Consider the following 26,181-nt stretch of genomic DNA (forward strand, 5'->3'; position numbering starts at 1 on the left):
ACCGGCACCGAATGGCACGGTTGGGCAGCGTCTGGCGACCCAATCGGCGGCGCACCCGCGCCCGCGCGGTATCGGAGCGGCGCATGGTGGAAGATGGTCCCGGCGGGACGGCCGGTCCCCCGCGCCGGCCCGTACCATCCGCCGTTCACGGCCCGCGAGGAGGGCGAAGGATGAGCTACACGGGAATCGTCGAGTCCGGAGGCAGGCCCGACGTCCGGGAACTGCCCGGCCTGACGATCACGAAGGTCTCGGTCGGCCCCTACGACAACAACGCCTACGTGCTGCGCTGCCCGGTCACCGGGGAGCAGCTGCTCGTGGACGCGGCCAACGAGGCGCCCCGGCTGCTGGAGCTGATCGGTGACGGGCCGCTCGCCCGGATCGTGACGACGCACCGGCACCAGGACCACTGGATGGCGCTGAGCGAGGTGGCGCGGGCCACCGGCGCCCCGGTGACCGCCCACCCCTTCGACGCCGAGCCGCTGCCCGAGCCGGTCGACGATCCGGTGGAGCACGGCGGCACCGTGCGGGTCGGCCGCGCGACGCTGGAGGTGATCCACCTGCGCGGGCACACGCCCGGCTCGATCGCGCTGCTGTACGACGCCGGCGGGGAGCTCGCGGACCGGCCGCACCTGTTCACCGGCGACAGCCTCTTCCCGGGCGGGGTCGGCAACACCTGGGGCGACCCGACCCTGTTCAAGCAGCTGCTGAGCGATGTGGAGGAGCGCGTCTTCGACCGGCTTCCCGACGCGACCTGGTTCTACCCCGGTCACGGCAAGGACTCGACCCTCGGCCGGGAGCGCCCCTCCCTCCCCGAGTGGCGCGCCCGCGGCTGGTAGCCGCCTTGACGGGGCGCGTACCCGGGGTCGGGGGACGCGGGGTCAGTTGAAGATGCTGACCCCGCCGGGGCCGACGAGGAGGCCGACCACGATGAGGACGGCGCCCCACAGGATGTCGCGACGCGCCAGGAGCACGTAGATACCGGAAACCACGAGGACCACGGCGATGAGCCACAGAATGAGTGCCATGCCGCCGTGGTCCCCACAGAGAAGACCAACAAACAACCCTCAGTCCGACGGATAGGACATAAAGGTCACACTCTCTGTCCCTCCCCTCCGGTCTCCCGCCGGTCACCGCAGCGTGAGCCCCTCGGAACCACCGGTACAGGGTGTTCGTTTCTCCAACCACCACTGACCTCGGGGCCGAGACCAGGAGAGCCGACATCCACGAACTCAACGAGGTGGACCCGGGGACGGCCCTGCGTTACCCGGCCGGATCGCTGGTGCTCGTCGCGGGCCTGCCGGGGGCGGGCAAGAGCACCCTGCTCGACCGCGTCTTCGGGCTGCGCGGCGACGAGACCCGCCCGGTCGTCTCCGGCGGCGTGCTGGTGATCGACTCGCGCCAGTCGCGGAACCGGTGGGCGCGGGTCCTGACCCCGTTCCCGCCGCGCGCCCGCACCCCACTGGTGCACGCGACCCACGTGTGGCGCATCGGGCGCGCGGTGCACGCGGGCCACGACGTCGTCGCGCACACCCGGGGCACCTGGCCGCACATCCTGCGCGGCTTCGCCTGGCTGGCACGGCGGCGCGGCGGCCAGATGCACCTGATCCTCATCGACGTCGACCCGGTGACCGCGCGGGCCGGGCAGTTCTCCCGCGGCCGGATCGTCACCGGCCGGACCTTCGCCCGGCACTGCCGCCGCTGGAGGCCGCTGATCCGGCAGGCCCAGGCCGGCGCCGTCCCCCCGGCCGACGGCGTCACGGTGCTCGACCGCGACGCCGCCGACAGGCTGGAGCACATCCGCTTCGGCCCGCCGGCGCGCTCCGGCGCGGAACGCTAGCGCAGGCCGAACCCGCAGGTGCGCCCGTCAGGACATCGGCCACGTGTCTATAGGGTCGGGGCAGCGTTCGGACCAGGAGAGGCGGCAGCATGGCACAGCAGGTACGCGGCGTGATCGCACCAGGCAGGGGCGAGCCGGTGCGGATCGAGACGATCACGGTCCCCGACCCGGGACCGGGCGAGGCGGTCGTCCAGATCCAAGCCTGCGGCGTCTGCCACACCGACCTGCACTACCGCGAGGGCGGCATCAACGACGACTTCCCGTTCCTGCTCGGACACGAGGCCGCCGGCGTGGTGGAGTCGGTCGGCGCCGGCGTCACCGAGGTCGAGCCCGGCGACTTCGTCGTGCTGAACTGGCGGGCGGTCTGCGGGCAGTGCCGGGCCTGCCGGCGGGGACGGCCGTGGTACTGCTTCGACACCCACAACGCGTCCCAGAAGATGACGCTCGCCGACGGCACCGAACTGTCGCCCGCGCTCGGCATCGGCGCGTTCGCCGACAAGACGCTGGTCGCCGCCGGCCAGTGCACCAAGGTCGACGCCGCCGCCCGTCCCGAGGTCGCGGGGCTGCTCGGCTGCGGCGTGATGGCCGGGCTCGGCGCGGCGATCAACACCGGCGGAGTGGGCCGGGGCGACTCGGTCGCGGTCATCGGCTGCGGCGGGGTCGGCGCGGCGGCCGTGCTCGGCGCCCGGCTGGCCGGCGCCGCGAAGATCATCGCGATCGACCTGGACGAGCGCAAGCTCGCCACCGCCACCGGCCTCGGCGCCACGCACACCGTGCACGCGAAGGACGCCGACGTCGTGGCGGCCGTGCAGGAGCTGACCGGCGGATTCGGCGCGGACGTCGTCATCGACGCGGTCGGGCGCCCCGAGACCTACAAGCAGGCCTTCTACGCCCGCGACCTCGCCGGGACGGTGGTACTGGTGGGCGTGCCCACCCCGGAGATGACGCTGGAGCTGCCGCTGCTGGACGTCTTCGGCCGCGGCGGGTCGCTGAAGTCCTCCTGGTACGGCGACTGTCTGCCGTCCCGCGACTTCCCGATGCTCATCGACCTCCACCTCCAGGGCCGGCTCGACCTCGACGCGTTCGTGTCCGAGACGATCGCGCTCGACGGGGTGGAGGCCGCGTTCGAGAAGATGCACCACGGCGACGTGCTGCGCTCGGTCGTGGTGTTCTGATGGCCGCCCGGATCGACCACCTGGTCACCTCCGGCACGTTCTCCCTCGACGGAGGGACGTGGGAGGTCGACAACAACGTGTGGATCGTCGGCGACGACGACGAGGCGATCGTCATCGACGCCGCGCACGACGCCGACGCCATCGCCGCGGCGGTCGGCAACCGGCGGCTCCTGGCGATCGTGTCGACGCACGGCCACGACGACCACGTCGACGCGGCCCCGGCGGTCTCGGCCCGCACCGGCGCGCCCGTGCTGCTGCACCCCGGCGACCTGATGCTGTGGAAGCAGCGGCACCCCGACCTGAACCCCACCGGCGAACTGTCGGACGGCCAGGTCGTCGAGGTCGCCGGCATCGGCCTGCGCGTCCTGCACACCCCGGGCCACAGCCCCGGCGCGGTGTGCCTGTACGCGCCCGATCTCGGCACCGTCTTCTCCGGCGACACGCTGTTCGCCGGCGGGCCGGGCGCCACGGGGCGGTCCTACTCCGACTTCCCGACCATCATCACCTCGATCCGCGAGCGGCTGCTGACACTCCCGGCCGAGACCGAGGTCCGCACCGGTCACGGCGAGAGCACCACCGTCGGCGCCGAGGCCCCGCACCTGGACGAGTGGATCGCCCGCGGCCACTGACCGCCACGGCCGCTGACCGTCCGGGGCGTGCTGACCGGGAGGTGAGATTCCGGTTCGGCGCGAGACGGCGGGCCGGTGTGCGGATAGTGTCCCCTTCTGGCGGGCGGGCCGCGGTGCGCCTCCACGGCTGTCCGGCGACTCGGGAGGTGTGATGCGGCTCAGCGCGACGCCCGTCGTACTCGCCTTGTGCTCGATTCCGTTCGCCGCCGCGTGCGGCACCGACACCGGCCAGGCGGGGGCGGGGGCGGGGGCGCTGAACGTTCCGCCGCCGATGGCCGGCGGATCGGCCGCGCCGCCTGCGGACCCAGGGGCCACGCCGCCGGCACCGCCCTCGAGCGGCGCCGCGGTCTCCCCGCAGGACCGGGCGGCCGAGCCGCTCGGCAAGCGGGGCGCGTGGCGCATCACCACCTACTACACCGCCGTGCAGAGCTTCCACCGCGGCAAGGCCAAAGCGGTGCGCGGCTGCCCCAAACTGCATTGCAGCCACGGCACCACGCCGCTGGGCTCCTACCCCGCCGGTTTCCTCAAGGTGATCCAGATGGAGGGCAGCGGCCGGATCACCAGCGGCCCGCACGCGGGCCGCTACCTCAACTGGTCGCACAGCGTCGGCTGGTGGCTGGACGACACCACCCGCGACTCCGGGGCCGCCCCGCTGCGGGCCTGGGGGTCGGCGGCGGCCGACCGGTCGGTGCTCGCCCGGGGGCGGCGGTTCGTGATCATGGGCTGCGGCCGGGACGGGAACGGCCGCCCCGTCCCGGCGAAGGTGTGCGACACCTTCCGCAAGGCCCGCTGGACGGTCACCGACCTGTTCCGTCCGGGCTACGGGGGCGAGCACCACGCCGATGTCTACATCGGTGAGGAGACCGGTCCGGGCTTCGCCGGATCCGACCTCTACACCACCCTGCGCGGCGCCACCCTGGCCTCCGCCTAGGCGGTGGGCGGCGGCTCGGCGCCGGCGGGACGCGGTGAGGCCAGGCGGGTGGCCCGGGTGCGTCCGCGCAGGACGACCTCCTCGCCCAGGCACCAGCGCGCCGCCTCGTCCGCGCCGGCCTCCTCGACCACCGAGCCGGAGGCGAGCACACCGCCGTCGGCGCCCTTGGCCAGGTCGGTGAGGCGGGCGGCCTCGTTGACCGGGTCGCCGATGACGGTGTACTCGAAGCGCTCCTCGGCGCCGATGTGCCCGGCGACCGCCTCCCCTGCCGACACCCCGACCCCCGCCCGCAGGCTCGGGACGTCGGCGCGGAGCCGGACGGCGAGCTCGCGGGCGGCGGCGAGGGAGCGGGCCGCCGCGCCGTCCAGCGCCAGCGGAGCCCCGAAGATCGCCAGCGCGGCGTCGCCCTCGAACTTGTTGATCCAGCCGCCGTGCGCGCCGATCACCTCGACCACCACCGCGAAGAAGTCGTTCAGGAGCCGGACCACCTCGGCCGGCGGCCGGTCGGCGGCCAGCCGGGTGGAGCCGGCGATGTCCACGAAGATCACCGCGACCTCGCGCAGCTCCCCGCCGAGACCGGTGCCGCGCTCCAGCGCGACCCGGGCGACGTCCGCGCCGACCTGCCGGCCGAACAGGTCCTGGAGCCGGGCGTGCTCGCGCAGCCCGGAGGCCATGTGGTTGAACCCGGCCTGGAGCAGCCCGACCTCGCTGGCGTCGTAGACCGGGACCTCCGCCTCCAGGTCGCCGCGCTCGACCCGGGCCAGCCCGAGCCGGACCGACTCCACCGGGTCGGCGATCGCGCGGGCCGCGCCGTAGGTGACGCCGAGGCCGACGGCGAGGGCGGTGCCGCCGAGCGCGAGCACCGCCAGCGCGAAGTCGCGCAGGGTGACCTCGGCGATGAGGAACGAGCCGGTCGCGAGCGCGATCAGCCCGAGGATCGGCACGGCGGTGCCGAGCGCCCAGGCCAGCACGGAGCGGGCCACCACGCCGGGCAGGCCGGAGCGGCGCGGCGTCCCGCTGCGCAGCGCGGTGGTCACGGCCCGGCGCAGCAGCCGTTCGGTCAGCAGGTAGACGACCGTGCAGGTGGTGAGGCCGCCGAGCAGGCTGGTCAGCCCGAGCTTGATCGCGAGCAGGTGCGAGAACGGCGCGTTGACCACGACCCAGCCGAGGGTGCCGACGCCCCAGAGCGTCAGGTGCACGGCGGTCATCCGCAGCGGCCCGTACAGCAGCAGCGACCGTTCGTGCCGGTCGGGGGCGCCGTGCCGCTCGGCCAGCCGCCGGACCCTGCGGAAGAACCGCTCGCCGAGGACGAGGCCGACCGGGACCGCGGCGACGACGTAGGCGGTGAAGACGGCGTAGTTGAAGACGCGCAGCCGTGCGGAGACCTCGCCGGGCGGGTCGGGGATCACCACGGTGAACAGCAGGACCACCAGGGCGCCGCCGAGGTTGGCCAGGCCCGTCGCGAGGGTGACCAGGACGCGGGCGCGGCGGGCGATCGCGGCGCGCGTGTCACCGGGACGGCCGTCGATCAGGCGCCAGAGCGGCCCGAGCAGGCGCCGCTTCGGCCGGACGGCCGCGGGTCCCGTCTCCTCGCTCTTCACGAGGGTGGAGATTATCCCCTTTTGCCGGACGTTCCCTACATCAGGTCTCGATCGGCTCGAGCATCCGGTGCGGCTCCCGGAGCGCCAGGGTCACCGCGTCCCGCCGTCGGCCGAGGCCCGGACCGACGTGGATCTCCACGTCCTCGGGCGCGACGAACCGGTCGCACTCGGGGCAGGTGCCGTCCGGGCCGAGCCTGCTGCCGCACGCGGCGTGCAGGAACAGCCGGCACGCCCCGCCGTCCAGATGCCGCTCGCCCCAGCGGGCGAGCGTGTGCACGACCGGCCACAGTTCGGTCCCCATCGAGGTGAGGACGTACTCGTGGCCGTGCTTGTCGAGCACGCCCGCCTCGGTGAGCGCGTGGAGGCGGGACGAGAGCACCGCCCGCGGGATGTCCAGGTGGGCCTGGAAGTCGCTGAACCGGCGCACGCCGTAGAACGCGTCCCGGACGATCAGCAGCGTCCAGCGCTCGCCCACCACCTCCAGCGCGCGGGCCAGCGAGCAGTCCTGCGCCGCGTAGTCCTTGCCGAGTCCCATGACCGTCACGATACCCGCCCCGAGGTTCAGTGAACGAACCTCGTCGTGTTACCGTCGGCGGGCTTGGTTCGTTCACTGAACTCTGGAGACCGGATGACCGCACTGGCGACCCCCCGCGCCGGGCGGCGCGTGCCGGGCACGGCGGCCGTCGTGGCCGTGCCCGGCGCCGCGACGCTGCTGGCCCTGATGAACTACTGCGCGCCGGTGTCGACCCTCACCGAGACCGCGGCCGGCCTGCACGCCGGCCCGACGGCGCGGATCTGGGTGATGAGCTCGATCAGCCTCGGCCTGGCCGCGGCGCTGCTCGCCGCCGGCAGCCTCGCCGACGACCACGGCCGCAGGCGGATGTTCGTCATCGGCGCGGCGGCCCTCGCCGCGTCCAGCGTCGCCTGCGCCGCGGCGCCCAACGCGCCGGTCTTCATCGCCGGGCGCATCGGGCAGGGCGCGGCGAGCGCCGCGCTGCTCGCCACCGGCCTCGGCATCATCGGCGCGTCCTTCGAGGGGCCGCGGCGCGCGCACGCCACCGGGACCTGGGGCGCGATGCTCGGCCTCGGGATCGCGCTCGGCCCGATCGCGGCGTCCCTGCTGACCGCGGCCGGCGGATGGCGGCTGTGGTACTGGCTGGCCGCCGCGTCGTCGCTCGCGCTCGGCGCGGCGGCCTTGCGGGCGCTGCCCGAGTCCCGCGCCGCGCACCGCCGCGGCCTCGACCTGCCCGGCCTGGCCACGATGAGCCTCGGGATCGCGGCGCTGCTCGCGGCCGTCACCTGGGGCCGGACGGGCTGGACCTCCCCCGGCGTGCTGGGCCTGCTCGCCGCCTCGGCCGTCCTCCTCGGCTCGTTCGCGGCGATCGAGTCGCGGCGCCGCGAGCCGATGCTCGACCTCGGGCTGTTCCGGCGGCCGGCCTTCCTGCTCTCGATCGCCGGGGCGCTGGTCACCGGCCTGGCCGTCATCGGCGTGATGAGCTACCTGGCCACCGTCCTGGACGTGGCGCTCGGCCTGACCCCGTTCACCGCCTCGCTGGTGCTGGCCGTCTGGTCCGGGCTGTCGTTCCTGACCGCGCTCCAGGCCCGCCGGCTGCCCGCCCGGCTTGCCGCCGGCCACTTGCTGGCCGCCGGGCTCCTGCTCGGCGCGCTCGGCGAGCTGGCGATGCTCGGGCTGGCGCCCGGGCCGCACTGGGCCCGGCTGATCCCCGGACTGGCGGTGGCCGGCGTCGGCAGCGGCCTCGCCAACGCGATGCTCGCCCGGCTGGCCGTCGAGAGCGTCCCGGCCGACCGCGGGAGCATGGGCTCGGGCGCCAACAACACCGCGCGCTACACCGGCGCCGCCCTCGGCGTCGCGCTCGTGGGTACCGTCGCCACCGGCTCGTCCGGGGGCGGGCCCGGTGCGGCGTCCACCGCCCGTGCCCTCACCCACGGGACCAACGTCGCGCTGCTGCTCTCCGCGATCGTCGCCTTCCTCGGCGCCGCCCTCGCCGTGCTCATCCGCGACCGCCGCCCGGCCTGACGGCCGTGTTTCAAAGCCCGGTCCGGCGTCCTCGCCAGGCGGCTCGAACGCCGACCTGGCTCGGGCGAGCGCGACATCGCTCCGCGATCCGGCCGATGGGGCTCGCCTCCGACTTCGCCCCACCGGCCAGGCAACGCGCTCGCGCGACGGCCGGGGCACTTTGCGACAGGTCCTAGGCGAGCTCCTCGACGAACGCGGCGAGCTGGGCGAGGTTGCGGCACTCGTACATCGGCACGATCTCGTCGTAGCGGGAGGCGGCCGAGTCGCCGGTGTCCCACCGGTCGCGCGGCTCGGGGTTGAGCCAGTACGCGTGCCGCGCCCGGCCCGCCATGTCCCGCAGGATCGGCAGGGACAGCTCGCCGTAGTTGGACCGGGCGTCGCCCAGGATCAGCAGCGAGGTCCGCGGCCCGATCGCGTCGGCGTACCGGTCCTGGAAGACCTTGATGGCGTGGCCGTAGTTGCTGCGGCCGGTGATCCAGACCAGGTCGGCCTCGCGCGCCAGCCGCGTCATCGCGTCGGCGACGTCCACGCCCGGCGCGAAGAACTTGGTGATCTCGTCGGTGGCGTCGATGAACGCGAACGCCCGCACCTTGCTGAACTGCTCGCGCAGCGCGAACGTCAGCAGCAGCGTGAAGTGCGCGAACGCCGACACCGAGTCGCTGGCGTCGCACAAGACGACCAGCTCGGGCTTATGCGGGCGGCGCGGCCGGTGGTAGGTGGTCAGCGGCACCCCGCCGCTGGCGAGCGACGCCCGCACCGTCCGGCGGAAGTCGAGCCTGCCTCGGCTGCCGAGCCGCTGCCTCTGCGCGAGCCGGGTCGCCAGCCGCCGCGCGAGCGGGTACACCTCGCGCCGCAGCGCGGCGAGCTCGGCGCGGCGGGCCGAGGAGAAGTCGAGCCGCTCCAGCGGCGGGCGGACCGACAGCCGCGCGGTCCGCTCGACGCCGGTGTCCTCGGCGATCCGCCGCCGCACCTCGGCGCCGACCAGCTCCTCGAAGCGGGAGATGCGGTCGCGGAACGTGCGCCGCGCGACCCGCTCGGCCATACCGCCGCGCTCCCGCCCCTCCAGGACCGCGGCGAGCAGCCCGGCCATCAGAGTCTCGGGCGACATCGCGCCCAGCACCCCGGAGGAGAACCACGACTGCTGGCCCGGCGTCCGCCCGTACTCGCCGACCGCCGTGCGGGCGAACTGCCGCAGCGCGGGGTCGTCGCCCGACCGCAGCAGCCCGGCCAGCTCGCGGCGGCGGGCCTGCACCAGCGGGTCGAGCGGCGGCGGGACGGGCCGCCCGTCGGCGTCGAGCGTGCGGGCGGCCCGCCCGCCGGGCGCGTCCCCGGCGCCGACGCCGTCGCCGACGGCGGGCGGGAACCACAGGTCGAAGAACATGTCGAAGGTCGGGCGGTGCGCCGGACGCTTGACGAGGGTGGCGCCGCAGGCGGCGCGCAGCGCGTCCCGGTCGAGCAGGTCGATCACCTGCATCGCGCGGACCGCGTCCAGCCCCTCGGCGACCGACACCGGGAGCCCCGCCTCGCGCAGCGCGGCGACGAACCCGGTGTGCCGGTCAACGAGCGAGGCCATCGCAATCAGCCCTTCAGGCCGAGTTCCTTGACGGCCCGCTCCTGGTCGGAGACGTGCTTGAGGACGACGCCGAGGGTGCGCCCGACGGCGGCCTCGTCCAGCTCGTCCAGGCCGAGCGCGAGCAGCGTGCGGGCCCAGTCGACGGTCTCGGCGATCGACGGCGCCTTCTTGATCTCCAGATCGCGCAGCGTGCCGACCGTCCGCACCAGCTGCTCGGCCAGCTCGGCCTCGATGCCGGGGACCTGGGCCAGCACGATGTCCCGTTCCCGGCCCGGCGCGGGGTAGCCGATGTGCAGGTAGAGGCAGCGCCGCTTGAGCGCCTCCGACAGCTCCCGGGCCGCGTTGGAGGTGATCAGCACGAACGGGCGGCGGACCGCCTCCACCGTGCCGAGCTCGGGGATGGTGACCTGGTAGTCCGACAGCACCTCCAGCAGCATCCCCTCCACCTCGACGTCGGCCTTGTCGGCCTCGTCGATGAGCAGCACCGTCGGGTCCTCGCGGCGGATGGCGGCCAGCAGCGGGCGCTCCAGGAGGAACTCCTCGGAGAAGATGTCCTCGTGGGTCTCCTGCCAGGCGCGGTCGGCCGGCGCGGCCTGGATGGCCAGGAGCTGCTTCTTGTAGTTGAACTCGTACAGCGCGCGGGCCTCGTCCAGGCCCTCGTAGCACTGCAACCGGATCAGCTCGGCGCCCGTGGCCGCCGCGACCGCCTTGGCCAGCTCGGTCTTGCCGACTCCGGCCGGGCCCTCCACCAGCAGCGGCTTGCCGAGCGCCTGCGCGAGGAACACCGTCGTCGCGATCGACTCGTCGGCGAGGTAGCGCACCCCGGCCAGCCGCCGGCCGGCGTCGGCGGGCGAGGAGAACAGCGGGTCGGTGTCGAGCGTCATCCCTTGCCCTTCGTGTGCTGCCGGACCTTGGTGTACGGCTGGTTGGTCCCGGCGAACAGCAGCTTGGCGCCGTGGTCGGTGAGCGTCGCGCCCCAGTAGGACGCGGTCTGCGGGTCGCCGCCCTCCCAGGAGAACCGGAACCTGTCCTTCCCCTCGGGGATGGCCTTCCCGCTCCAGAGCGTCTGCCCGCCCTTCATCCACACCCCGGACCCGTCCGCCTTGAACTGGAAGTGGTCCTTGGCGGTGCCCACCCACCGTCCGGTGAGCGGCTTGACCTGCGCGGCCGGCACCTCCGGCAGCGGGGCGAGCCTGGCGGGCGCCGCCGAACCGCCCTCCGCGGCCGGCGCGGGGTCCTTCTCCCCGCCGCTCCCGCAGCCCGCCAGGACCAGCACCACGGTGCCGGCCGCGACGGCCGCCGGAAGGGACGGGCGGAGCCGCACTCTCACGTGGACCTCCGGGAGATCTTTGAACGAAACGGCAGTTTACCGGCGGGACGCGCCCGGCTCCGACTCAGACCTGCGGGGTACCCGCCGGTTCCTCCCACCGGGGGAGGCACAGGGCGCCGCCCGGTGCCTATAACCGAACCATGACGATTCCACGCCTGCCGCGCGAGGACCTCACCGCGGCGATGGCAGCCCGGCGCGAGCTGGGCCCCGAGTACGACCAAGCGTTCATCGAGACCGTCGTCGGACGCATCGAGGAGACGCTCGCGGCCCGGAGCCCGGAGCCGGTGCGGGCGCCCGCACCGGCCGGCGTGCGGGCACGGGGCGACCGGGACACCGGCAGCCTCGCCATGGCGCTCATCTCGCTGATCGCGGCCATCCCGCTCAGCGCGATCGGGGTGGTGAACGCGGGGCTGCCCGGCCTGATCCTCGCCGGCGCGGTCATCGTGCTGGTGAACCTCACCTACACCTTCCGGCCCCGCCGGAACTGACCCCGCCCGCGCGCGACCGGCCGCGCGTACCGGGCGCGGCTCCGGGCCGCCCGGTCGCGGCGCCATGGCGGTCCTCCCATGGCACCGCGACCGTCGCATCGCGGTGCCCTACGACCGCCCGGTCACTTGCCGGGCTCGGGGTCGCGGGGCAGCCCGAGGAGCCGCTCGCCGATGATGTTGAGCTGCACCTCGGTGGTGCCGCCGTAGATCGTCATGGCGCGGCTGAACAGCATGGCCCGCGCCGCGATGCCGCTCTCGGCCATCGGCACCTCGGTGGTCGCCGCCGCGCCCTGCGCCGCCCAGCAGTAGTCGGCGACGTCCTGGTTGAACTGCACGCCGAGCAGCTTGCGGACGCTGGCCTCGGCGCCCGGCTCCACCCCGTTGAGCTGCTTGAGCGTGGTGCGCAGCCCGAGCAGGTCGATCGACTGGCCCTGCGCGACGAGCCGTCCGATCTCGGCCGCGGCGATCGCGTCGGGCTCCCGGCCCGCGAAGAAGCCGAGCAGCTCGGGCACGCCCATCCCGAGGCCGCCGCCGGTCGACAGCGACACCCGCTCGTTCGACAGGGTGTTGCGCGCGACCTGCCAGCCCTTGTCGACCTCGCCGACCACGCAGTCGTCGGGGACGAACACCTCGTCGAGGAACACCTCGTTGAAGATGGCCTCGCCGGTCAGCTCCTTGAGCGGCCGGACGTCCACGCCCTCGGACTTCATGTCGACCAGGAAGTAGCTGATGCCGTCGTGCTTGGCCGCGTCCGGGTCGGTGCGCGCGATGCAGAAGCCCCACTCGGCGAACTGCGCGACCGAGGTCCAGATCTTCTGGCCGGTGAGCCGCCAGCCGCCCTCGACCCGCTCGGCCCGCATCGACAGCGAGGCCAGGTCGGAGCCCGCGCCCGGCTCGCTGAACAGCTGGCACCACACCATCTGCCCGCGCAGCGTCGGCCGCAGGAACCGCTCCTTCTGCTCCTCGGACCCGTAGCGCACCAGCGACGGCACCAGCCAGGCGCCGATCACCAGGTTGGGCGCCTTGACCTTGGCGGCCCGCAGCTCCTGCTGGATGAGGATCTGCTCGACCGGCCCGGCGCCGCGTCCCCACGGCTGGGGGAAGTGCGGGACGGTCCAGCCCTCGTCGCCCATCCTGGCGTGCAGCGCGTTCTTGTCCTCGATCGCGGCGAGCTCGGCGACCTCGGCGCGAATCCGCTCGCGCAGCGGCTGCGCGCCCGCGTCCAGCTCCAGCTCGACCGGACGGCGCCCGCCGTCCAGCGCGAGCCCGGCGACCTTGGCCGCCCACCGCTTGGACGGGCCGAGCAGCGCCCGCAGCGTCAGGGCGCGCCGCAGGTAGACGTGCGCGTCGTGCTCCCAGGTGAATCCGATGCCGCCCAGGATCTGGATCGCGTCGCGGGCGGCCTGCACCCCCGCGTCACCGGCGATGACCGCCGACACCGCGGCGGCGAAGCCCGCCTCGTCCGCGCCCTCGTCCAGCGCGCGGGCGGCGTCCCACGCGGCGGCGCGGGCCTGCTCCAGCACGATCAGCATCCGGGCGGCCTTGTGCTTGACGCCCTGGAACTGCCCGATCGGGCGGCCGAACTGCTCGCGCACCTTGGCGTACTCCGACGCCGTGGTGACCAGCCAGCCCGCGAGCCCGGCGGCCTCGGCGCCGAACAGCGCCGCGGCCAGGTCGCGGACCCGGTCGCCGGTCAGCCCGTCCAGCACCCGGCCGGCGGGCACCGCGAGCCCCTCGGCCTCGACCCGGGCGACCCGGCGGACCCGGTCCAGGCTCTCCACCGCGGTGACGGTCAGCCCGGCGGCGTCGACCGCCACCCACTCCTCGTCGTCCCCGACCGCGACCGGGAGCACGAGGAGGTCGGCGAGCCCCGCGCCCAGCACCGTCGCGGCGGTGCCCGTGACCACCAGGGCGCCGCCGTCCCGGCGGCCGGTCAGGGCGCCGTCCAGCGCGACCGCGGCGGTCTTGGCGCCGCCGGCGAGCGCGGGCAGCAGCTCACCGCGCGCCTTGGCGTTGCTGGAGGCGTCGACCACGGCGCTCGCCAGCACGGTCGGCAGGAACGGGCCGGGGGCTGCGGCGCGGCCCAGCTCCTCCAGCACGACCGACAGCTCCAGCAGGCCGTAGCCCTGCCCGCCGTGCTCCTCGTCCAGATGCAGGCCGAGCAGGCCCTGCTCGGCCAGGGCCGACCAGAACGGCGGCCTGCTCTCCTCGCCGGCCTCCAGCGCAGCCCGTACGACCGTCGCCGGAATGTTGCGCTCGGCGAACCCGCGCACCGACTCGGCGAGTGCCTCATGCTCTTCGGTCAGCCCGATGGCCATTCGTCACCTTCTCTCAGCCCGCAGTTGATCCAGATTCTAGAACAGCATTCGGATCTCGTGGGGCCGTGACGTTACTCTCTAGTCACTTTCCTTCGGCGGACGGTCCCGGAACCGCCGGCTCGGCCTCGGCGGCCTCGTCCGCGGCCTCTCCGGCGACCGCCGCCGGCCGCGGCGCCGCGGCCAGGCTCGCGACCGTGGTCGCCACCAGCGTGCCCGCGATGACCGCCAGCGACAACCAGATCGGCACCTCCGGCGCCCAGGCCACGCCGTACTCGTGCAGCGCGTGGAAGATCAGCTTCAGCCCGATGAACCCCAGGATGAACGCCAGCCCGTGCCCCAGGTAGACCAGCCGGTCGGTCAGCCCGCCCAGCAGGAAGAACAGCTGCACCAGCCCCATCAGGGCGAACGCGTTGGCGGTGAACACCAGGTAGGGCTCGGTGGTCAGACCGAAGATCGCCGGAATGGAATCCAGCGCGAACAGCACGTCGGTGGAGCCGATCGCGATCATCACGATCATCAGCGGGGTGACCGCCCGGCGTCCGCCGCGGCGGGTGAGGAACCGGTCGCCGTCGTACTCGTCGCTGGTCGGGATCACCCGCCTGGCCCAGCGCAGCAGGACGTTCTCCTTGACCTCCTCCGACTCGCCACCGCCGCGCACCAGCCCGTAGGCGGTCCACATGAGGAAGCCGCCGAAGATGAAGAACACCCAGGTGAAGTTGGCGATGGCCGCCGCGCCGACCGCGATGAACGCGCCGCGCAGCACCAGCGCGATCACGATCCCGGCCATCAGCACGGTGTGCTGCGCGTGCTTGGGCACCGCGAACCGGGTGAGGATCACCATGAAGACGAAGAGGTTGTCGACGCTGAGGCTCTTCTCGGTGACGAACCCGCCGAAGTACTGGGCGGCGTACTCCCCGCCGGCGAAGGCCCACACGCCGAGGCCGAACAGCACGGCGAGGCCGACGTAGACGACCGTCCAGAAGGCGGCCCGGCGGGCGGTGAACTCTCTGGTGTCACCGCGATGGATGACGAACAGGTCGACGGCGATGACGGCGAGGATGCCGGCCAGGGTCAGGGCCCAGACCAGGGGTGATACGTGCATGTGAAACCTTCGGCGGACGGTTGTGGGCGCCGGAGGTCTCTCCCGCCCTGGAACCGGTACGGGCCGAAGGTCCCGGGCCGGTGCGGACCGGCCGTGCTGACGAGACCAACGCGCGGGGATACTCCCCTCCACTGCCTCCTTAAACGGGAGACCGCCGCGACCCGTTCCATGATTCGCCGACTTTGCGCATCAGCGCACGAACCGGGCACCAGGGCGCCGCGCCCGGAAGCCCGCTAGGCGCCGCTGCGCAGCTCGGTGTACAGGCCCGCGAGCTGCTCGACGGCGTCGTCCTCGGTGGGCAGCGCGGCGGCCCGCTGCGCGGCGGCGGCACCGAGCCGCACGGCCAGCGCCGGATCGTCCAGGACGCGGCTCACCGCCCGCTCCAGTGCCCCGGCGTCGCCCTGCGGAACCAGCAGCGCGGCCTCGCTCTCGGGTCCGTGCAGCAGGGACGCGCCGGGTTCGCCACCCCCACTGCCCGCCGTGCCCGCGCCGTCGCCCGTCCCGCCGCCGGCGCCGTCACCAATCGGCCGGCCCGTTCCGACGAGCTGCGGGATCCCGCCCACACGGGTGGCGACCAGGGGCCGTCCGGCGCGCAGGATCTCCTGGACGATGAGCGGCTGCCCCTCCCACACGCTCGGCACCACCGCGATGTCGGCGGCGGCGAGCAGCTCGGGGACGTCGGCGCGCCGTCCGAGCAGCCGCACCGGGAGCCCCTCCGCGTCGATCCGCGCACGCAGCTCGCCCTCCAGCGGCCCGTCCCCCACGATCGCGACGAGCGGCGGCGGGGTGCGCCCGCCCCACGTCTTCGCGGCGTCCAGCAGCGTCGGCAGCCCCTTCTGGTCGGCCAGCCGGCCGACGGTGAGGATGAGCGGCCGGTCGCCCACGCCCAGCTCGGCGCGGAGGTCGGCGCGGACCGCCGGGCCCGGCTGCGCGCCCGGCGCGGGCGCCGGGACCAGTGCGCGCCCGACCGAGCGGGCGCCGAGCTCGCGCATCCGCTCCTCCAGGTCGGGCGAGACGCCGAGGACCCGGCCCGCGCCGCGCGCGACGAGGCGTTCGAGGGCGCCATAGACGGCGGCGGTGCGCCCCCCGGCGATGACGGCGTTGTGCAGCGTCACCACGATCGGCGGGCCGCCGCGCGAGAACCGCAGCGGCCCGGGGGCCAGCCGGGCGCAGGCCGTGACCGTCAGGGCCCCGGCGCGCAGCCCGTGCGCGTGGACGACGTCGGCGTCCCGCAGCAGCGTGCGGAGCCGCGCGACCGCCCTGGCGTCGTGCACCGGCCGCGGCCGGTCGGCGAGGTCGACCTCGGCGAAGCGCGCGCCCGCGGCGGCGAAGCCGAAGAGCTCCTCGGTCGCGGCCGGCCCGCAGACCATCACCCGCGCGCCCCGTCCGGCCAGCCCGGCGGCGACCGAGCGCACGTGCCGGCCGACCCCGCCGGCGCTGGTGCCGAGCACTATCGCGACGCGCAGGCCGTCCATGGCGGTCTCCGGCATCTCCCGTTCAGACATTTCGCGTGACCTTCCGGCTGAGGACGGCCCGCAGGTCACGGCCGTCGACCACGAACACGATCGTGAGGAACACCGCTCCGGCGATCACCGCGGCGAGCAGGCCGACGCCCATGGTGCGGACCTGGCCGCCCGTCCCGAGCACCGCCGCGGTGGCGTGGCCCGCGGCCCCGCCCGCGGCGGCCCCGGCGAGCGCGGCCGCCAGAACGCGCGGCACTCCGCGCACCGCCGCCCGCCCCCTGGCCCGGACGAGCGTCGCCAGCAGCAGGATCCCGGCCACGGTCATGCCGGTCGCGTTGCCGAACCCGAGCGCCGCGACCACCCACCTCCGGTCGACCCAGAACACCAGCGCCAGGTCGGCGCCCATCACCACGAGCCACCCCGCGACGACGGCGAGCGCCCCCATCCTGCCACGGTGGCAGGCGTACAGGACGCGGCCGAGATGCGCCACCAGGCCGTATCCGAGCAGCCCCGGCGCGAACGCGAGCACCGCCCGGCCCAGCACCTCCTGCTGCCCGGCACTGCCGGGGTTGAACACCACCGCGACCGGCGAGGCGACCGCCGCCAGCACGCCGGCGCCCGCGCACGACACCAGGATCACCGCGCGCGTCGTCGAAGCGGTGATCCGGTCGAACTCCGCCGCGTCGGCCGCGCCGGTGCGCGCCGACAGCATGGGGAACGCGCTGGTCGCGATGGGCACCGCCAGGATCGCCCACGGCAGCAGGTAGATCGCCCAGGCGTACTGGTAGTTGGCGAGGGCGCCGTCCGTGCCCTGATAGCTCAGCCGCACCACCAGCAGCGCCGAGAGCTGCTGCGCCGCGACCGTGGCGAGGCCGGCGACCGCGAGCCGCCGCACGTGCCGCGCCACCCCGTCGGGGAAGCGCAGCGTGGGCCGCAGCCCGAGCCTCAGCCGCCACGCCGCGACCCCGGCGGTGGCCGCCATCGCCACCCCGCCGAGCGCGGTGCCGGCCGACAGCGTCAGCTCGGCGTCCAGCGGCAGCCCGGCCAGGTCGTTCTCGAAACCGCGGCCGAGCGGCGCGAACACCACGTAGGCGCCGATCACCACCAGGCTGGACATCAGCGGCGCCAGCGCGGGCGCGACGAACCGCCGGTGCGACTGGAGCAGCCCGTACAGGACGACGGCCAGCCCGTACATGATCATCTGCGGCGCCATGACCGCCAGCATGTCGCCGCCGACCGTGACGATGTCGGACCGGGAGCAGCCGTTGAGGTCCGCGCCGACCAGCAGTTCCATGATCGGCCGGGACGCCAGCGCGATCAGCAGCGACAGCGGCACCATCAGCAGCGCGATCCAGGTCAGCAGCGCCGAGGCGATCCGGCGCACCTGCTCGCGGTCGCCGCGTTCGGCCGGGCCGGCCAGCACCGGCACGACCATGCTGGCCAGCGCGCCGCCCGCGACGATCTCGTACACGATGCTGGGGAACTGAGTGGCGGTGAAGTACGCCTGGCTGAGGCAGGACGTGGTGACGGTCTGCGAGAAGACGTAGGTGCGCCCGAACCCGGCCAGCCGCGACAGGACGGTGATGACCCCGATGACCAGGGCCGCGCCCGCGAGACCGCCGGTGAGGCGGCGGAGGCTCGGTGTCACAGTGGTCGGCTCACAGTGGTCGGCTCACAGGGGTCGGGCACAGGGGTCGGGCACAGGGGTCGGGGCACAGGGGTCGGGGCACAGGGGTCGGGGCACAGGGGTCGGGGCACAGGATCTGGCTCACGGGATCGTCGGTGCGTCGCAGAAGCGGAGGCGCGGGGCTCCCGGACGGGGCTGCCGGACGGGGCGGCGGGGTGACCGGACCGTCCGGGCCGGGAAGCGGGGCTCTCAGGACGCGGGGTCGTTCGCGACGCTGCTCTCGGCCGCGCCCTGCTGCCGCGGCACGGAGGCGGCGCCCCCCGAGGGGACGCCGACGGAGGCGTCCGGGACCGGGACCGGGGCGGCGACCGGGCGGCGGCCCAGCATGTCGATCCGGTTCAGCGCCGGAGTGCGCGCGATCACCTTGGTGAAGCTGACGAACTCGCTGGCGGCGTTGAGGCCGACCAGGCCGGCGAGCACCGCCAGCCGCGGGCCGCGGCCCAACCGGGTGGCGGCCAGGCCGAGCAGCGCGCCGAGCGCGTTGGACCCGGTGTCGCCGAGCATCGCCCGCTCGGCGAGGTCTTCGGGGAGCAGCGCCGCGGCGGCGCCGAGCGGCGCGGCGGCCACGGCCGGGCCGCGCGCGGCCAGCGCCAGCGGAACTCCGGTGATCAGCCCGACCTTGATCGCCCGGCCGGGGCGCAGGTCGAACAGGTTCATCAGGTTGGCGCCGCCGGCCACGATCGCGCCGTTGACCAGGGTGTCGAACCCGCGGCCGGCGCGGGTCGGGGCGGGCGACCCGGCCACCGCCGCGGCGGCCAGGCCGGTCGCGCCGATGCCGAGGATCTTCACCGCGCCGCTGGTGACCTCGCCGCGGGCCAGTGCGCCGAGATGCCCCTTGAACCCGCGCGACGACGCCGAACCGGCCAGGTCGTCGTAGCCGCCGAGGACGCCGGAGCCCACCCCGGCCAGCAGCGCGGCGGCGCGCGTCCGGCCGCCGCCGAGGCCGGGGGCCAGCAGCCCGCCCGCCGCGGCGCCCGCGACGAACGCGGGCCCCTCCAGCAGCGTGACGGGCTCGCCGCGGTGGTTGGTGCGGCCCCACGCCTCGTCGCCGCCCAGGCCGTTGAACCCGGGCGGACGCCGCGTCAGCGCGGTGTAGGCCGCTCGTGCGGCGACGGCGCCGAGCGCGGTGCCGGCCAGCAGGCGCGCTCCCCTGGCCGAGCCGGAAGCGATGCGTCGGTTCATCGAGGTCATCCGTTCTTCCCCGCCGTGGGCGCGGGCGAGGGCAGGTAACCGCCGACGCCCGAGCCGATCCCGTAGTGCCCGGACTTGCCGCTCAGCTCGTTCTGCAACGCCAGGATCGTCACCACCCGGCCCGAGGCGGTGTCCACCATGTCACCGGTGGAGACCGACTTCTCGGCGTCGGAGTCGCGCAGCGCCTTGATCAGCCCGCCCTCCTGAGCGGCGGTGAACGGGCCACCGACGACGGTACCGCGATCGGCGGCGTCCAGGGCGGTGGCCAGAGAGATCAGCGCCTTGTTGTCGACCTCGCCGCCCTCGCCGTACGGCGCGGACGGCGCGATCACCACCGCGAGCGTGGCGTGCTGGCCGGGCTTGCCGCTGGTGGTGACGTACCCGGCCTGCCTGAAGCCGTTCAGGACGGCGCCGCCGGTGGCGTCCTCGCGTCCGCTCTTGGCGGCGTCGCGGGTGACGATGGCGCTCGCGAGCACCGCGCCCGCCTTCTCGTAGGCGCCGGCGGTGCCGGGCAGGTCCAGGTCCTCGGGCTTGAGCCGGGCGGCGAGCTCGTCGACGGTCTCGACCTGGTCGTCGTCGAGGAACTTCTTCTGCACGGTGACGCGGCCGGTGACCGCGGCGCCGGCGTTCTTGGCCAGCTCGCTGACCTGCTCGATGCTGTCGTTGCTCGCGCCCGGGGTCTCGATGACGACCACGGACTGGCCCTTCAGCCGGTCGGCGACGATCTGCGGGGCGAGCCCCCCGGCGAACCGCTCCTCGCCGTCGATCTGGTGCTGCATCTGCCGCTGCTGCTGGCGCGCGTCGTTGGCGCTCTTGGCCGCCGCGCTCGCCTGCCTGCGCAGCGTGTCGGTCACCGAGCCGGACAGGGTCGTGGACCCCAGCACGATGCCGAGCGCCAGCGCGAGGAAGATCGCGACGATGGAGACGAGGTGGTATCGGAAATCGATCACGTGAAGAGTCCGGTCAGCCAGAAGAGGAAGGCGTGCCAGCGGTCGGCCAGCAGGGGACGGATGACGTCCCCCGCCGGTGACATGAACACGGCGGTGGTGATGGCGACGAACGCGCCGAGGACCAGGAACAGCAGCGACCAGGTGGAGATCCGGCTGCGGTAGAGCCGGCTCACCCCCTTGGCGTCGACGAGCTTGCTGCCCACCCGCAGCCGGGTGAGGAACGTGCTGGCCATCCCGGCCCGGCCCTTGTCGAGGAACTCCACCATGTTGGCGTGCGTGCCGACCGCGACGATGAGCGTGGCGCCCTTGTCGTCGGCGAGCAGCATCGCGATGTCCTCGCTGGTGGCGGTGGCGGGGAACACCACCGCCTCCCGGCCGAGCTCGTGCACCCGCTTGAGCCCGGGTGCCCGCCCGTCCCGGTAGGCGTGCACGACGATCTCGGCCCCGCAGGTCAGCGCGTCGTCGGAGACCGAGTCCATGTCGCCCACGATCATGTCGGGGCGGTAGCCGGCCTCCAGCAGCGCGTCGGCCCCGCCGTCCACCCCGATCAGCACCGGCCGGTACTCGCGGATGTAGGGGCGCAGCGTGGCGATGTCCTCGCGGTAGTGGTAGCCGCGCACCACGATCAGCGCGTGCCGGCCGTCGATCCTGGTCTCCACGTCCGGGACGCCGACGCCGTCGATGAGCAGGTCGCGCTCGCGCTTGACGTACTCCATCGTGTTGGCGACGAACGCCTCGAGCTGGTGCGCCAGCCCCGCCTTGGCCTCGACCAGCGCGGTCTCGACGGACTCGGCCGTCTGCGCGGTGCCCTTGGCCACCACGTCCTCGCCGCGGTGCACCGCCGGCCCCTCGACGCGGACCTGCTCGCCCTCGGCCAGCTTGGCGAAGATCTCCGGGCCGACGTCGTCGACCAGCGGGATGCCGGCGTCGAGCAGGATCTGCGGGCCGAGGTTCGGATAGCGGCCCGAGATGCTCGGCGCGACGTTGACCACCGCGCCCACCGCGCAGGACACCAGCGCCTCGGCGCTGACCCGGTCGAGGTCGACGTGGTCGATCACCGCGACGTCGCCGGGCTGGAGCCGCTTGGTCAGGTCCTTGGTGCGGCGGTCGAGCCGCACCGTGGCGCTGACCCCCGGCCGGCCCTCGTCACGGCCCCTGCCCAGCGCGAGCACGCGCCGCGGCAGTCGCTGTGCGAGCCGGGCGCGCCGTTCGGTGATCGGAGACGGGTCGTTCATCGCTTGCCATCCTGCCAGAGCGCGAGGGGTGACACCGGCAACGGCGGCGGGCGGGGCGTCACTCTCTGTCGCATCGGGACGCTTCGCTCGGGTCGTGCCGGCCCACCGTCGGTCGGGGGGCGCCGGGACGGGCCGGGGCGCACCGGCGGGAACGCCGGCGCCCCCGGCCTCACCGTTCCTCGGCGGCGAGCTCCAGGAGCTCCTCGGCGTGCGCCCGGCCGAGCTCGGAGTCCTCCATGCCGGCCAGCATCCGGGACAGCTCCCGCACCCGGCCCTCCCGGTCGAGGGCGGTCACGCCGCTGCTGGTGACGGTGCCGTCGTCGGACTTCTCCACCAGCAGGTGCTGGTCGGCGAACGCGGCCACCTGCGGGAGGTGGGTGACCACGATCACCTGCGCGTTGCGGGCCAGCCGGGACAGCCGCCGCCCGATCTCCACCGCGGCCTTGCCCCCGACGCCCGCGTCGACCTCGTCGAACACGAACGTGGGCACCGGGTCGGCGCCGGCGAAGACCACCTCGATCGCCAGCATCACCCGCGACAGCTCGCCGCCCGACGCGCCCTTGTGCAGCGCCAGCGGCGGTGAGCCGGGGTGCGGGGCAAGCCGCACCTCCACCTCGTCGGCGCCGTGCGGGCCGTACCCGCCCGCCTGGGTCACCGTGACCTCGACCCGCGCGTGCGGCATCGCCAGCGCCGTCAGCTCGGCGGTGACGGCGGCGGAGAACCGCTCGGCGGCGCGGCCCCGGACCGCCGTCAGCTCGGCGGCCTCGGCGGCCAGCCGGTCGGTGAGCTCGGCGTGCTCGGCGGTCAGCTCCTCGATGCGGCCATCGTCGCCCTCCAGCTCGGTCAGCCGCGCCGCGGACCGCCGCGCCCACTCCAGCACCTCGTCGAGCGTCTCGCCGTACTTGCGGGTCAGCGAGGTCAGCACGGCGCGGCGTTCCTGAGCGGCGGCCAGCAGCGCGGGATCGGCGTCGACCGACTCGGCGTAGGACGCCAGGTCGGTCGAGACGTCCGAGACCAGGTAGCCGGCCTCGGCGAGCCGGTCGGCGAGGCCGGCCAGCTCGGGGTCGTGCTCGCGGACGGCCTCCAGCGCGTTGCGGGCCGTGCCGAGCAGGCTCACCACGTTCGCCGCCTCGAACGCCGCGGCCGGGTCGCCGAGCAGCGACTCGTGCGCCGCGTCGGCGGCGCCGCGCAGCGCGTCCGCGTGGCCGAGACGCTCGGACTCGGCGGCCAGCGCGGCGTCCTCGCCCGGCTTGGGGTCGGCCTTCTCGATCTCCTCCAGGCCGAAGCGCAGGTGCTCGGCCTCCTGGGCGCGTTCGCGCGACCGGGTGGTGAGCTCCTCGAGCAGCGCGCCGACCTGGCGGTGCCGCTGGTAGGCGCGGGTGTAGGCGCTCATCGGCTTGGTCAGCTCCCCGCCCGCGTAGCGGTCGAGCGCGCCGCGCTGCCGCGTCGCCTGCAACAGCCGCTGCTGGTCGGACTGCCCGTGCACGGCCACCAGGTCGTCGGCCAGGTTGATCAGCAGGCTCACCGGGACCGACCGGCCGCCCAGGAACGCCCGGGAGCGGCCCTCGGCCGACACCGAGCGGGTGATGATCAGCGCGCCGTCGTCCAGCAGGCCGCCGGCCTCCTCGACCCGCTCGACCACCCGGCTCCCCGGATCGACCACGATCCGGCCCTCCACGTGGGCGCGCGGCGCGCCCGGCCGGACCCGCTGCGGGTCGGCACGGCCGCCGAACAGCAGGCCCAGGCTGGTGACCACCATCGTCTTGCCGGCCCCGGTCTCGCCGGTCACGACATTGAAGCCCGGGGACAGATCGAGCACGGCCTCGTCGATCACTCCGAGGCCCTGGATCCGCACCTCATCGACCATCGGACGCACCAGCGTCACAACCCCTCGCAAACGATCCCGGTTCAGCGCCTCGCAGGTGAGATTACCGCCCTCGTCCGGATCAGGCTGCCCCGCCGGACGCGGGCGCTCCCCCTCCCCCGGTGACGGGGATCCCCTCCACCTGCGCGTCCTCTCCCGGCGCGGACGGGACGGCGGGCTGGCGAACCCGGCCGCGCCATCCGGTGACGGGAAGCCCGAACTTGGTGACCAGCCGGTCGGTGAACGGGGTCAGGTGCAGGCGCGCGAGCCGGACCGGCTCGGCCCCCCTGCGCACCTCGACGCGCGCGCCCGGGGGCAGGTCGAGCGTGCGGCGGCCGTCGCACCACAGCACCGCGCGCGGGGTGCCCGGCAGCACCTCGACCGCCACCACCGAACGCGGCGACACCACCAGGGGCCGCGAGAACAGCGAGTGCGCGCTGATCGGGACGACCAGCATCGCCTCGACCTCCGGCCACACCACCGGCCCGCCCGCCGAGAACGCGTACGCGGTGGAACCGGTCGGGGTGGCGCACACCACACCGTCGCAGCCCCAGTTCGACAGCGGACGGCCGTCGATCTCGGCGACGACCTCCAGCATCCGCTCCCGCTCGGCCTTCTCGACCGTCGCCTCGTTGAGCGCCCACGTGGTGCCCGACACGCTCCCGTTGCGGCGGACCACCACGTCGATGGTCATCCGCTCCTCCACCTCGTAGCGGCGGGTGACCACCCGGTCGACGGTCGCGGCCAGGTCCTCCCGCTCGGCCTCGGCGAGGAACCCCACGTGGCCGAGGTTGACGCCGAGCAGCGGGGTGCCCGCCGAGCGCGCCAGGTCGGCCGCGCGCAGCAGCGTCCCGTCGCCGCCCAGCACCATGACCACCTCGGCGCCCTCGGCCGCCGCAGCGGTCCGGGGCATCGCCTCCACCCCGCCGCAGCCGATGTCCTCGGCCTCTCCGGTCAGCACGCGCACCGCGATCCCGGCTTCGCTCAGCCGCTCGATGACCAGCTGGGCGCTGCGGACCGCCTCCGGCCGTCCGGTATGCGCGACGACCAGCACCGATCTCTCGCTCACTGGGGGCCCTCCGTGATGGCCTGGGCCAGGTCGGCCTCGTTCAGGTGCGGCGCGCCCGCGCGCAGCCACAGGAAGTACTCGACATTGCCCGACGGGCCGGGCAGCGGGCTCGCCGTCACCCCGAGCACGCCGAGTCCCAGCGTCGCAGCATGGCCGGCGACGCCGCGCACCGCCTCCGCCCGCAGCTCCGGCTCGCGCACCACACCGCCCGCCCCGACCCGGTCCTTGCCCACCTCGAACTGCGGCTTCACCATCACGGCGTAGTCGGCGTCCGGGGCCACGCAGCGCTGGACCGGGCCGAGCACCAGCCGCAGCGAGATGAACGACAGGTCGCCCACGACCAGATCCGGCGGCGGCGTCCCCAGCATCTCGGGTTGAAGCTCGCGGATGTTCACCCGCTCGAGCACCGTGACCCGGTCGTCGGTGCGCAGCGGCCACGCGATCTGGCCGTAGCCCACATCGACGGCGTACACGTGCGCGGCTCCGGCGCGCAGCAGCACGTCGGTGAACCCGCCGGTCGACGCGCCCGCGTCGAGGCACCGCCGCCCCGCGGTCTTCAGGCCGCCGAACGCCTCCAGCGCCCCGGCGAGCTTGTGCCCGCCGCGCGAGACGTACTCGGGGCCCGAATCGGCCTCCTCCACCAGGACCGCCGCGCCCATGTCGACCTGGGTGGCGGCCTTGCCCGCCACCTGGCCGCCGACCCGGACCCGGCCGTCGGCGATCAACTGGGCGGCCTGCTCCCGGGACCGGGCCAGCCCCCGCCGCACCAGCTCGGCGTCCAGCCTCCGCCGGCTCACGACCGCGCGCCCGGCGCACCGGGAACCGACGAACGCCCCGAACCCCACTGAGCACTGGGAACCGGCGGCTCACCGGGCATCGGCGGACGCCCCGAGACAGGCTGGGCCCCGGGAACAGGCTGGGCCCCGGGAACAGGCTGGGCCCGGGGAATCGGGGGACGCCCGGGGAACGGCTGTGCTCCGGGGCTCGGCGGCGGCCCAGGGCGGCCCGCCGCCGTCGCGGGTGCGGACGGCTCGTCCTGATCGGCCGAGACCAGCAGCTCCTGGAGCCGCTGGTGGACGTCCTCGAAGATCTCCGCATGCGCGGCGACCGGCGCTCCCGCCAGCTCGGCGAGCCGGCCGAGCGCGGCGTCCACCCGCGGGTCCCCGGTCGCCGGGGGCGCCTCGCGCTGGGGCGCGGGCACCGGCACCCGCACCGGCTCAGCCGCGGCCTCGTCGGACATCACCTTCACCTCCAAGAAAAGAGCCCGACCGCATGCCGCGGGTCGCTTCGGGCTCACTCAGAACGCTACCGTCCCTTCACGACATCGTTGTCGACCGAACGGGGAACGGCCTGACCATGGCGAACGAGGACGATTGCCGCGCCGCGCTCGACCGGATCGCCGGGCGGCTGGCGGAGGTCGACGCCGACCGGCTCGCCGAGCACGCGGTCGAACGGACCATCAGCTGCCAAATCACCGACCTCGGAGTCGCCTACCGGACCCGGCTGCACGCCGGCGGGCTCGACCCGTTCGAGCCCGCCGCCGACGCGGGCACCGCCCAGGTGCGCATCACCGTCGGCGCCGCCGACCTGATCGCCCTGGCCGCCGACGAGCTGAACCCGGCCAAGGCGTGGGCGACCGGCCGACTCAAGATCGAGGCGAGCTTCTTCGACCTCCTGCGCCTGCGCAAGCTGCTCTGACC

General features: G+C 74.6%; 25 protein-coding genes. 8 read left to right on the plus strand and 17 right to left on the minus strand.

Annotated features, from left to right (window positions below; translation table 11 throughout):
* The first annotated feature begins 170 nt into the window (after positions 1-170).
* Positions 171-836 (plus strand): MBL fold metallo-hydrolase, encoded by a 666-nt coding sequence (locus QP090_RS34040; protein WP_285943788.1) that lies wholly within the window; start codon positions 171-173, stop codon positions 834-836.
* A gap of 42 nt (positions 837-878) precedes the next feature.
* On the opposite strand, the gene QP090_RS34045 is transcribed toward QP090_RS34040, so the two are convergent.
* Positions 879-1,025: a GPGG-motif small membrane protein gene (locus tag QP090_RS34045; protein WP_285943789.1), complete on the minus strand. Its 147-nt coding sequence runs from the start codon at positions 1,023-1,025 to the stop codon at positions 879-881.
* 140 nt (positions 1,026-1,165) lie between these two features.
* Here QP090_RS34045 and QP090_RS34050 point away from each other — a divergent pair, with 140 nt between their 5' ends.
* From QP090_RS34050 to QP090_RS34065, 4 genes are all read left to right on the plus strand, one after another.
* Positions 1,166-1,837, plus strand: a complete 672-nt coding sequence (locus tag QP090_RS34050) for an AAA family ATPase (protein WP_285943790.1) — start codon at positions 1,166-1,168, stop codon at positions 1,835-1,837.
* 89 nt (positions 1,838-1,926) lie between these two features.
* Positions 1,927-3,012 carry an S-(hydroxymethyl)mycothiol dehydrogenase gene (locus QP090_RS34055; protein ID WP_285943791.1) on the plus strand — a complete coding sequence of 362 codons (1,086 nt, stop codon included), beginning with the start codon at positions 1,927-1,929 and terminating at the stop codon, positions 3,010-3,012.
* Positions 3,012-3,641, plus strand: coding sequence for an MBL fold metallo-hydrolase (locus QP090_RS34060; protein WP_432763100.1), 630 nt, complete (start codon positions 3,012-3,014; stop codon positions 3,639-3,641). Before QP090_RS34055 ends, QP090_RS34060 begins: the two co-directional genes overlap by 1 nt.
* Before the next feature lie 151 nt (positions 3,642-3,792).
* Positions 3,793-4,572, plus strand: a complete 780-nt coding sequence (locus tag QP090_RS34065; protein WP_285943792.1) for a hypothetical protein — start codon at positions 3,793-3,795, stop codon at positions 4,570-4,572.
* Here the strand turns inward: QP090_RS34065 and QP090_RS34070 are convergent.
* Both QP090_RS34070 and QP090_RS34075 read right to left on the minus strand, forming a co-directional pair.
* The gene (locus QP090_RS34070; protein WP_285943793.1) at positions 4,569-6,173 is read right to left on the minus strand and encodes an adenylate/guanylate cyclase domain-containing protein; all 1,605 of its coding nucleotides are present in this window, start codon (positions 6,171-6,173) and stop codon (positions 4,569-4,571) included. The two genes, QP090_RS34065 and QP090_RS34070, sit on opposite strands and share 4 nt — an antisense overlap.
* 40 nt (positions 6,174-6,213) lie before the next feature.
* Complete coding sequence (locus QP090_RS34075; RefSeq protein WP_285943794.1) at positions 6,214-6,708, minus strand: winged helix-turn-helix transcriptional regulator; 495 nt, start codon at positions 6,706-6,708, stop codon at positions 6,214-6,216.
* 93 nt (positions 6,709-6,801) lie between these two features.
* On the opposite strand from QP090_RS34075, the gene QP090_RS34080 reads away from it, so the two are divergent.
* Positions 6,802-8,211: an MFS transporter gene (locus tag QP090_RS34080; protein WP_285943795.1), complete on the plus strand. Its 1,410-nt coding sequence runs from the start codon at positions 6,802-6,804 to the stop codon at positions 8,209-8,211.
* Positions 8,212-8,383: 172 nt separating this feature from the next.
* On the opposite strand, the gene QP090_RS34085 is transcribed toward QP090_RS34080, so the two are convergent.
* The 3 genes from QP090_RS34085 to QP090_RS34095 are packed head-to-tail and all read right to left on the minus strand — an operon-like array spanning position 8,384 to position 11,114.
* A complete protein-coding gene (locus tag QP090_RS34085; RefSeq protein WP_285943796.1) occupies positions 8,384-9,784 on the minus strand; it encodes a vWA domain-containing protein in 1,401 nt (466 codons plus the stop codon).
* 5 nt (positions 9,785-9,789) lie between these two features.
* Positions 9,790-10,668: an AAA family ATPase gene (locus tag QP090_RS34090; protein WP_285943797.1), complete on the minus strand. Its 879-nt coding sequence runs from the start codon at positions 10,666-10,668 to the stop codon at positions 9,790-9,792.
* Entirely contained in the window at positions 10,665-11,114 is a 450-nt protein-coding gene (locus tag QP090_RS34095; RefSeq protein ID WP_285943798.1) for a hypothetical protein, read from the minus strand. The genes QP090_RS34090 and QP090_RS34095 overlap by 4 nt, the downstream gene beginning before the upstream one ends.
* A gap of 140 nt (positions 11,115-11,254) precedes the next feature.
* Here QP090_RS34095 and QP090_RS34100 point away from each other — a divergent pair, with 140 nt between their 5' ends.
* Positions 11,255-11,602, plus strand: a complete 348-nt coding sequence (locus QP090_RS34100) for a hypothetical protein (protein ID WP_285943799.1) — start codon at positions 11,255-11,257, stop codon at positions 11,600-11,602.
* A gap of 122 nt (positions 11,603-11,724) precedes the next feature.
* On the opposite strand, the gene QP090_RS34105 is transcribed toward QP090_RS34100, so the two are convergent.
* From QP090_RS34105 to QP090_RS34155, 11 genes are all read right to left on the minus strand, one after another.
* Entirely contained in the window at positions 11,725-13,920 is a 2,196-nt protein-coding gene (locus QP090_RS34105) for an acyl-CoA dehydrogenase family protein (RefSeq protein ID WP_285943800.1), read from the minus strand.
* A gap of 82 nt (positions 13,921-14,002) precedes the next feature.
* Entirely contained in the window at positions 14,003-15,022 is a 1,020-nt protein-coding gene (locus QP090_RS34110) for a TerC family protein (RefSeq protein ID WP_285943801.1), read from the minus strand.
* Between the two features lie 233 nt (positions 15,023-15,255).
* Positions 15,256-16,527, minus strand: coding sequence for a glycosyltransferase family 4 protein (locus QP090_RS34115; RefSeq protein ID WP_285943802.1), 1,272 nt, complete (start codon positions 16,525-16,527; stop codon positions 15,256-15,258).
* Positions 16,520-18,133 carry a murein biosynthesis integral membrane protein MurJ gene (gene murJ, locus QP090_RS34120; RefSeq protein WP_285943803.1) on the minus strand — a complete coding sequence of 538 codons (1,614 nt, stop codon included), beginning with the start codon at positions 18,131-18,133 and terminating at the stop codon, positions 16,520-16,522. The genes QP090_RS34115 and murJ overlap by 8 nt, the downstream gene beginning before the upstream one ends.
* A gap of 228 nt (positions 18,134-18,361) precedes the next feature.
* Entirely contained in the window at positions 18,362-19,354 is a 993-nt protein-coding gene (locus tag QP090_RS34125; protein WP_285943804.1) for a hypothetical protein, read from the minus strand.
* A gap of 5 nt (positions 19,355-19,359) precedes the next feature.
* Complete coding sequence (locus QP090_RS34130; protein ID WP_285943805.1) at positions 19,360-20,313, minus strand: copper transporter; 954 nt, start codon at positions 20,311-20,313, stop codon at positions 19,360-19,362.
* Complete coding sequence (gene steA / locus QP090_RS34135; protein ID WP_285943806.1) at positions 20,310-21,548, minus strand: putative cytokinetic ring protein SteA; 1,239 nt, start codon at positions 21,546-21,548, stop codon at positions 20,310-20,312. Before steA ends, QP090_RS34130 begins: the two co-directional genes overlap by 4 nt.
* Positions 21,549-21,717: 169 nt before the next feature.
* Positions 21,718-23,415, minus strand: coding sequence for a DNA repair protein RecN (gene recN / locus QP090_RS34140; RefSeq protein ID WP_285943807.1), 1,698 nt, complete (start codon positions 23,413-23,415; stop codon positions 21,718-21,720).
* Positions 23,416-23,494: 79 nt separating this feature from the next.
* A complete protein-coding gene (locus QP090_RS34145; protein WP_285943808.1) occupies positions 23,495-24,481 on the minus strand; it encodes an NAD kinase in 987 nt (328 codons plus the stop codon).
* Positions 24,478-25,278 carry a TlyA family RNA methyltransferase gene (locus tag QP090_RS34150; protein WP_285943809.1) on the minus strand — a complete coding sequence of 267 codons (801 nt, stop codon included), beginning with the start codon at positions 25,276-25,278 and terminating at the stop codon, positions 24,478-24,480. Before QP090_RS34150 ends, QP090_RS34145 begins: the two co-directional genes overlap by 4 nt.
* Positions 25,275-25,721: a hypothetical protein gene (locus tag QP090_RS34155; RefSeq protein WP_285943810.1), complete on the minus strand. Its 447-nt coding sequence runs from the start codon at positions 25,719-25,721 to the stop codon at positions 25,275-25,277. Before QP090_RS34155 ends, QP090_RS34150 begins: the two co-directional genes overlap by 4 nt.
* Before the next feature lie 116 nt (positions 25,722-25,837).
* On the opposite strand from QP090_RS34155, the gene QP090_RS34160 reads away from it, so the two are divergent.
* Positions 25,838-26,179, plus strand: a complete 342-nt coding sequence (locus QP090_RS34160; RefSeq protein ID WP_285943811.1) for an SCP2 sterol-binding domain-containing protein — start codon at positions 25,838-25,840, stop codon at positions 26,177-26,179.
* Positions 26,180-26,181: the final 2 nt, after the last annotated feature.

Source organism: Actinomadura xylanilytica, from assembly GCF_030283145.1.
GTDB lineage: Bacteria > Actinomycetota > Actinomycetes > Streptosporangiales > Streptosporangiaceae > Spirillospora > Spirillospora xylanilytica.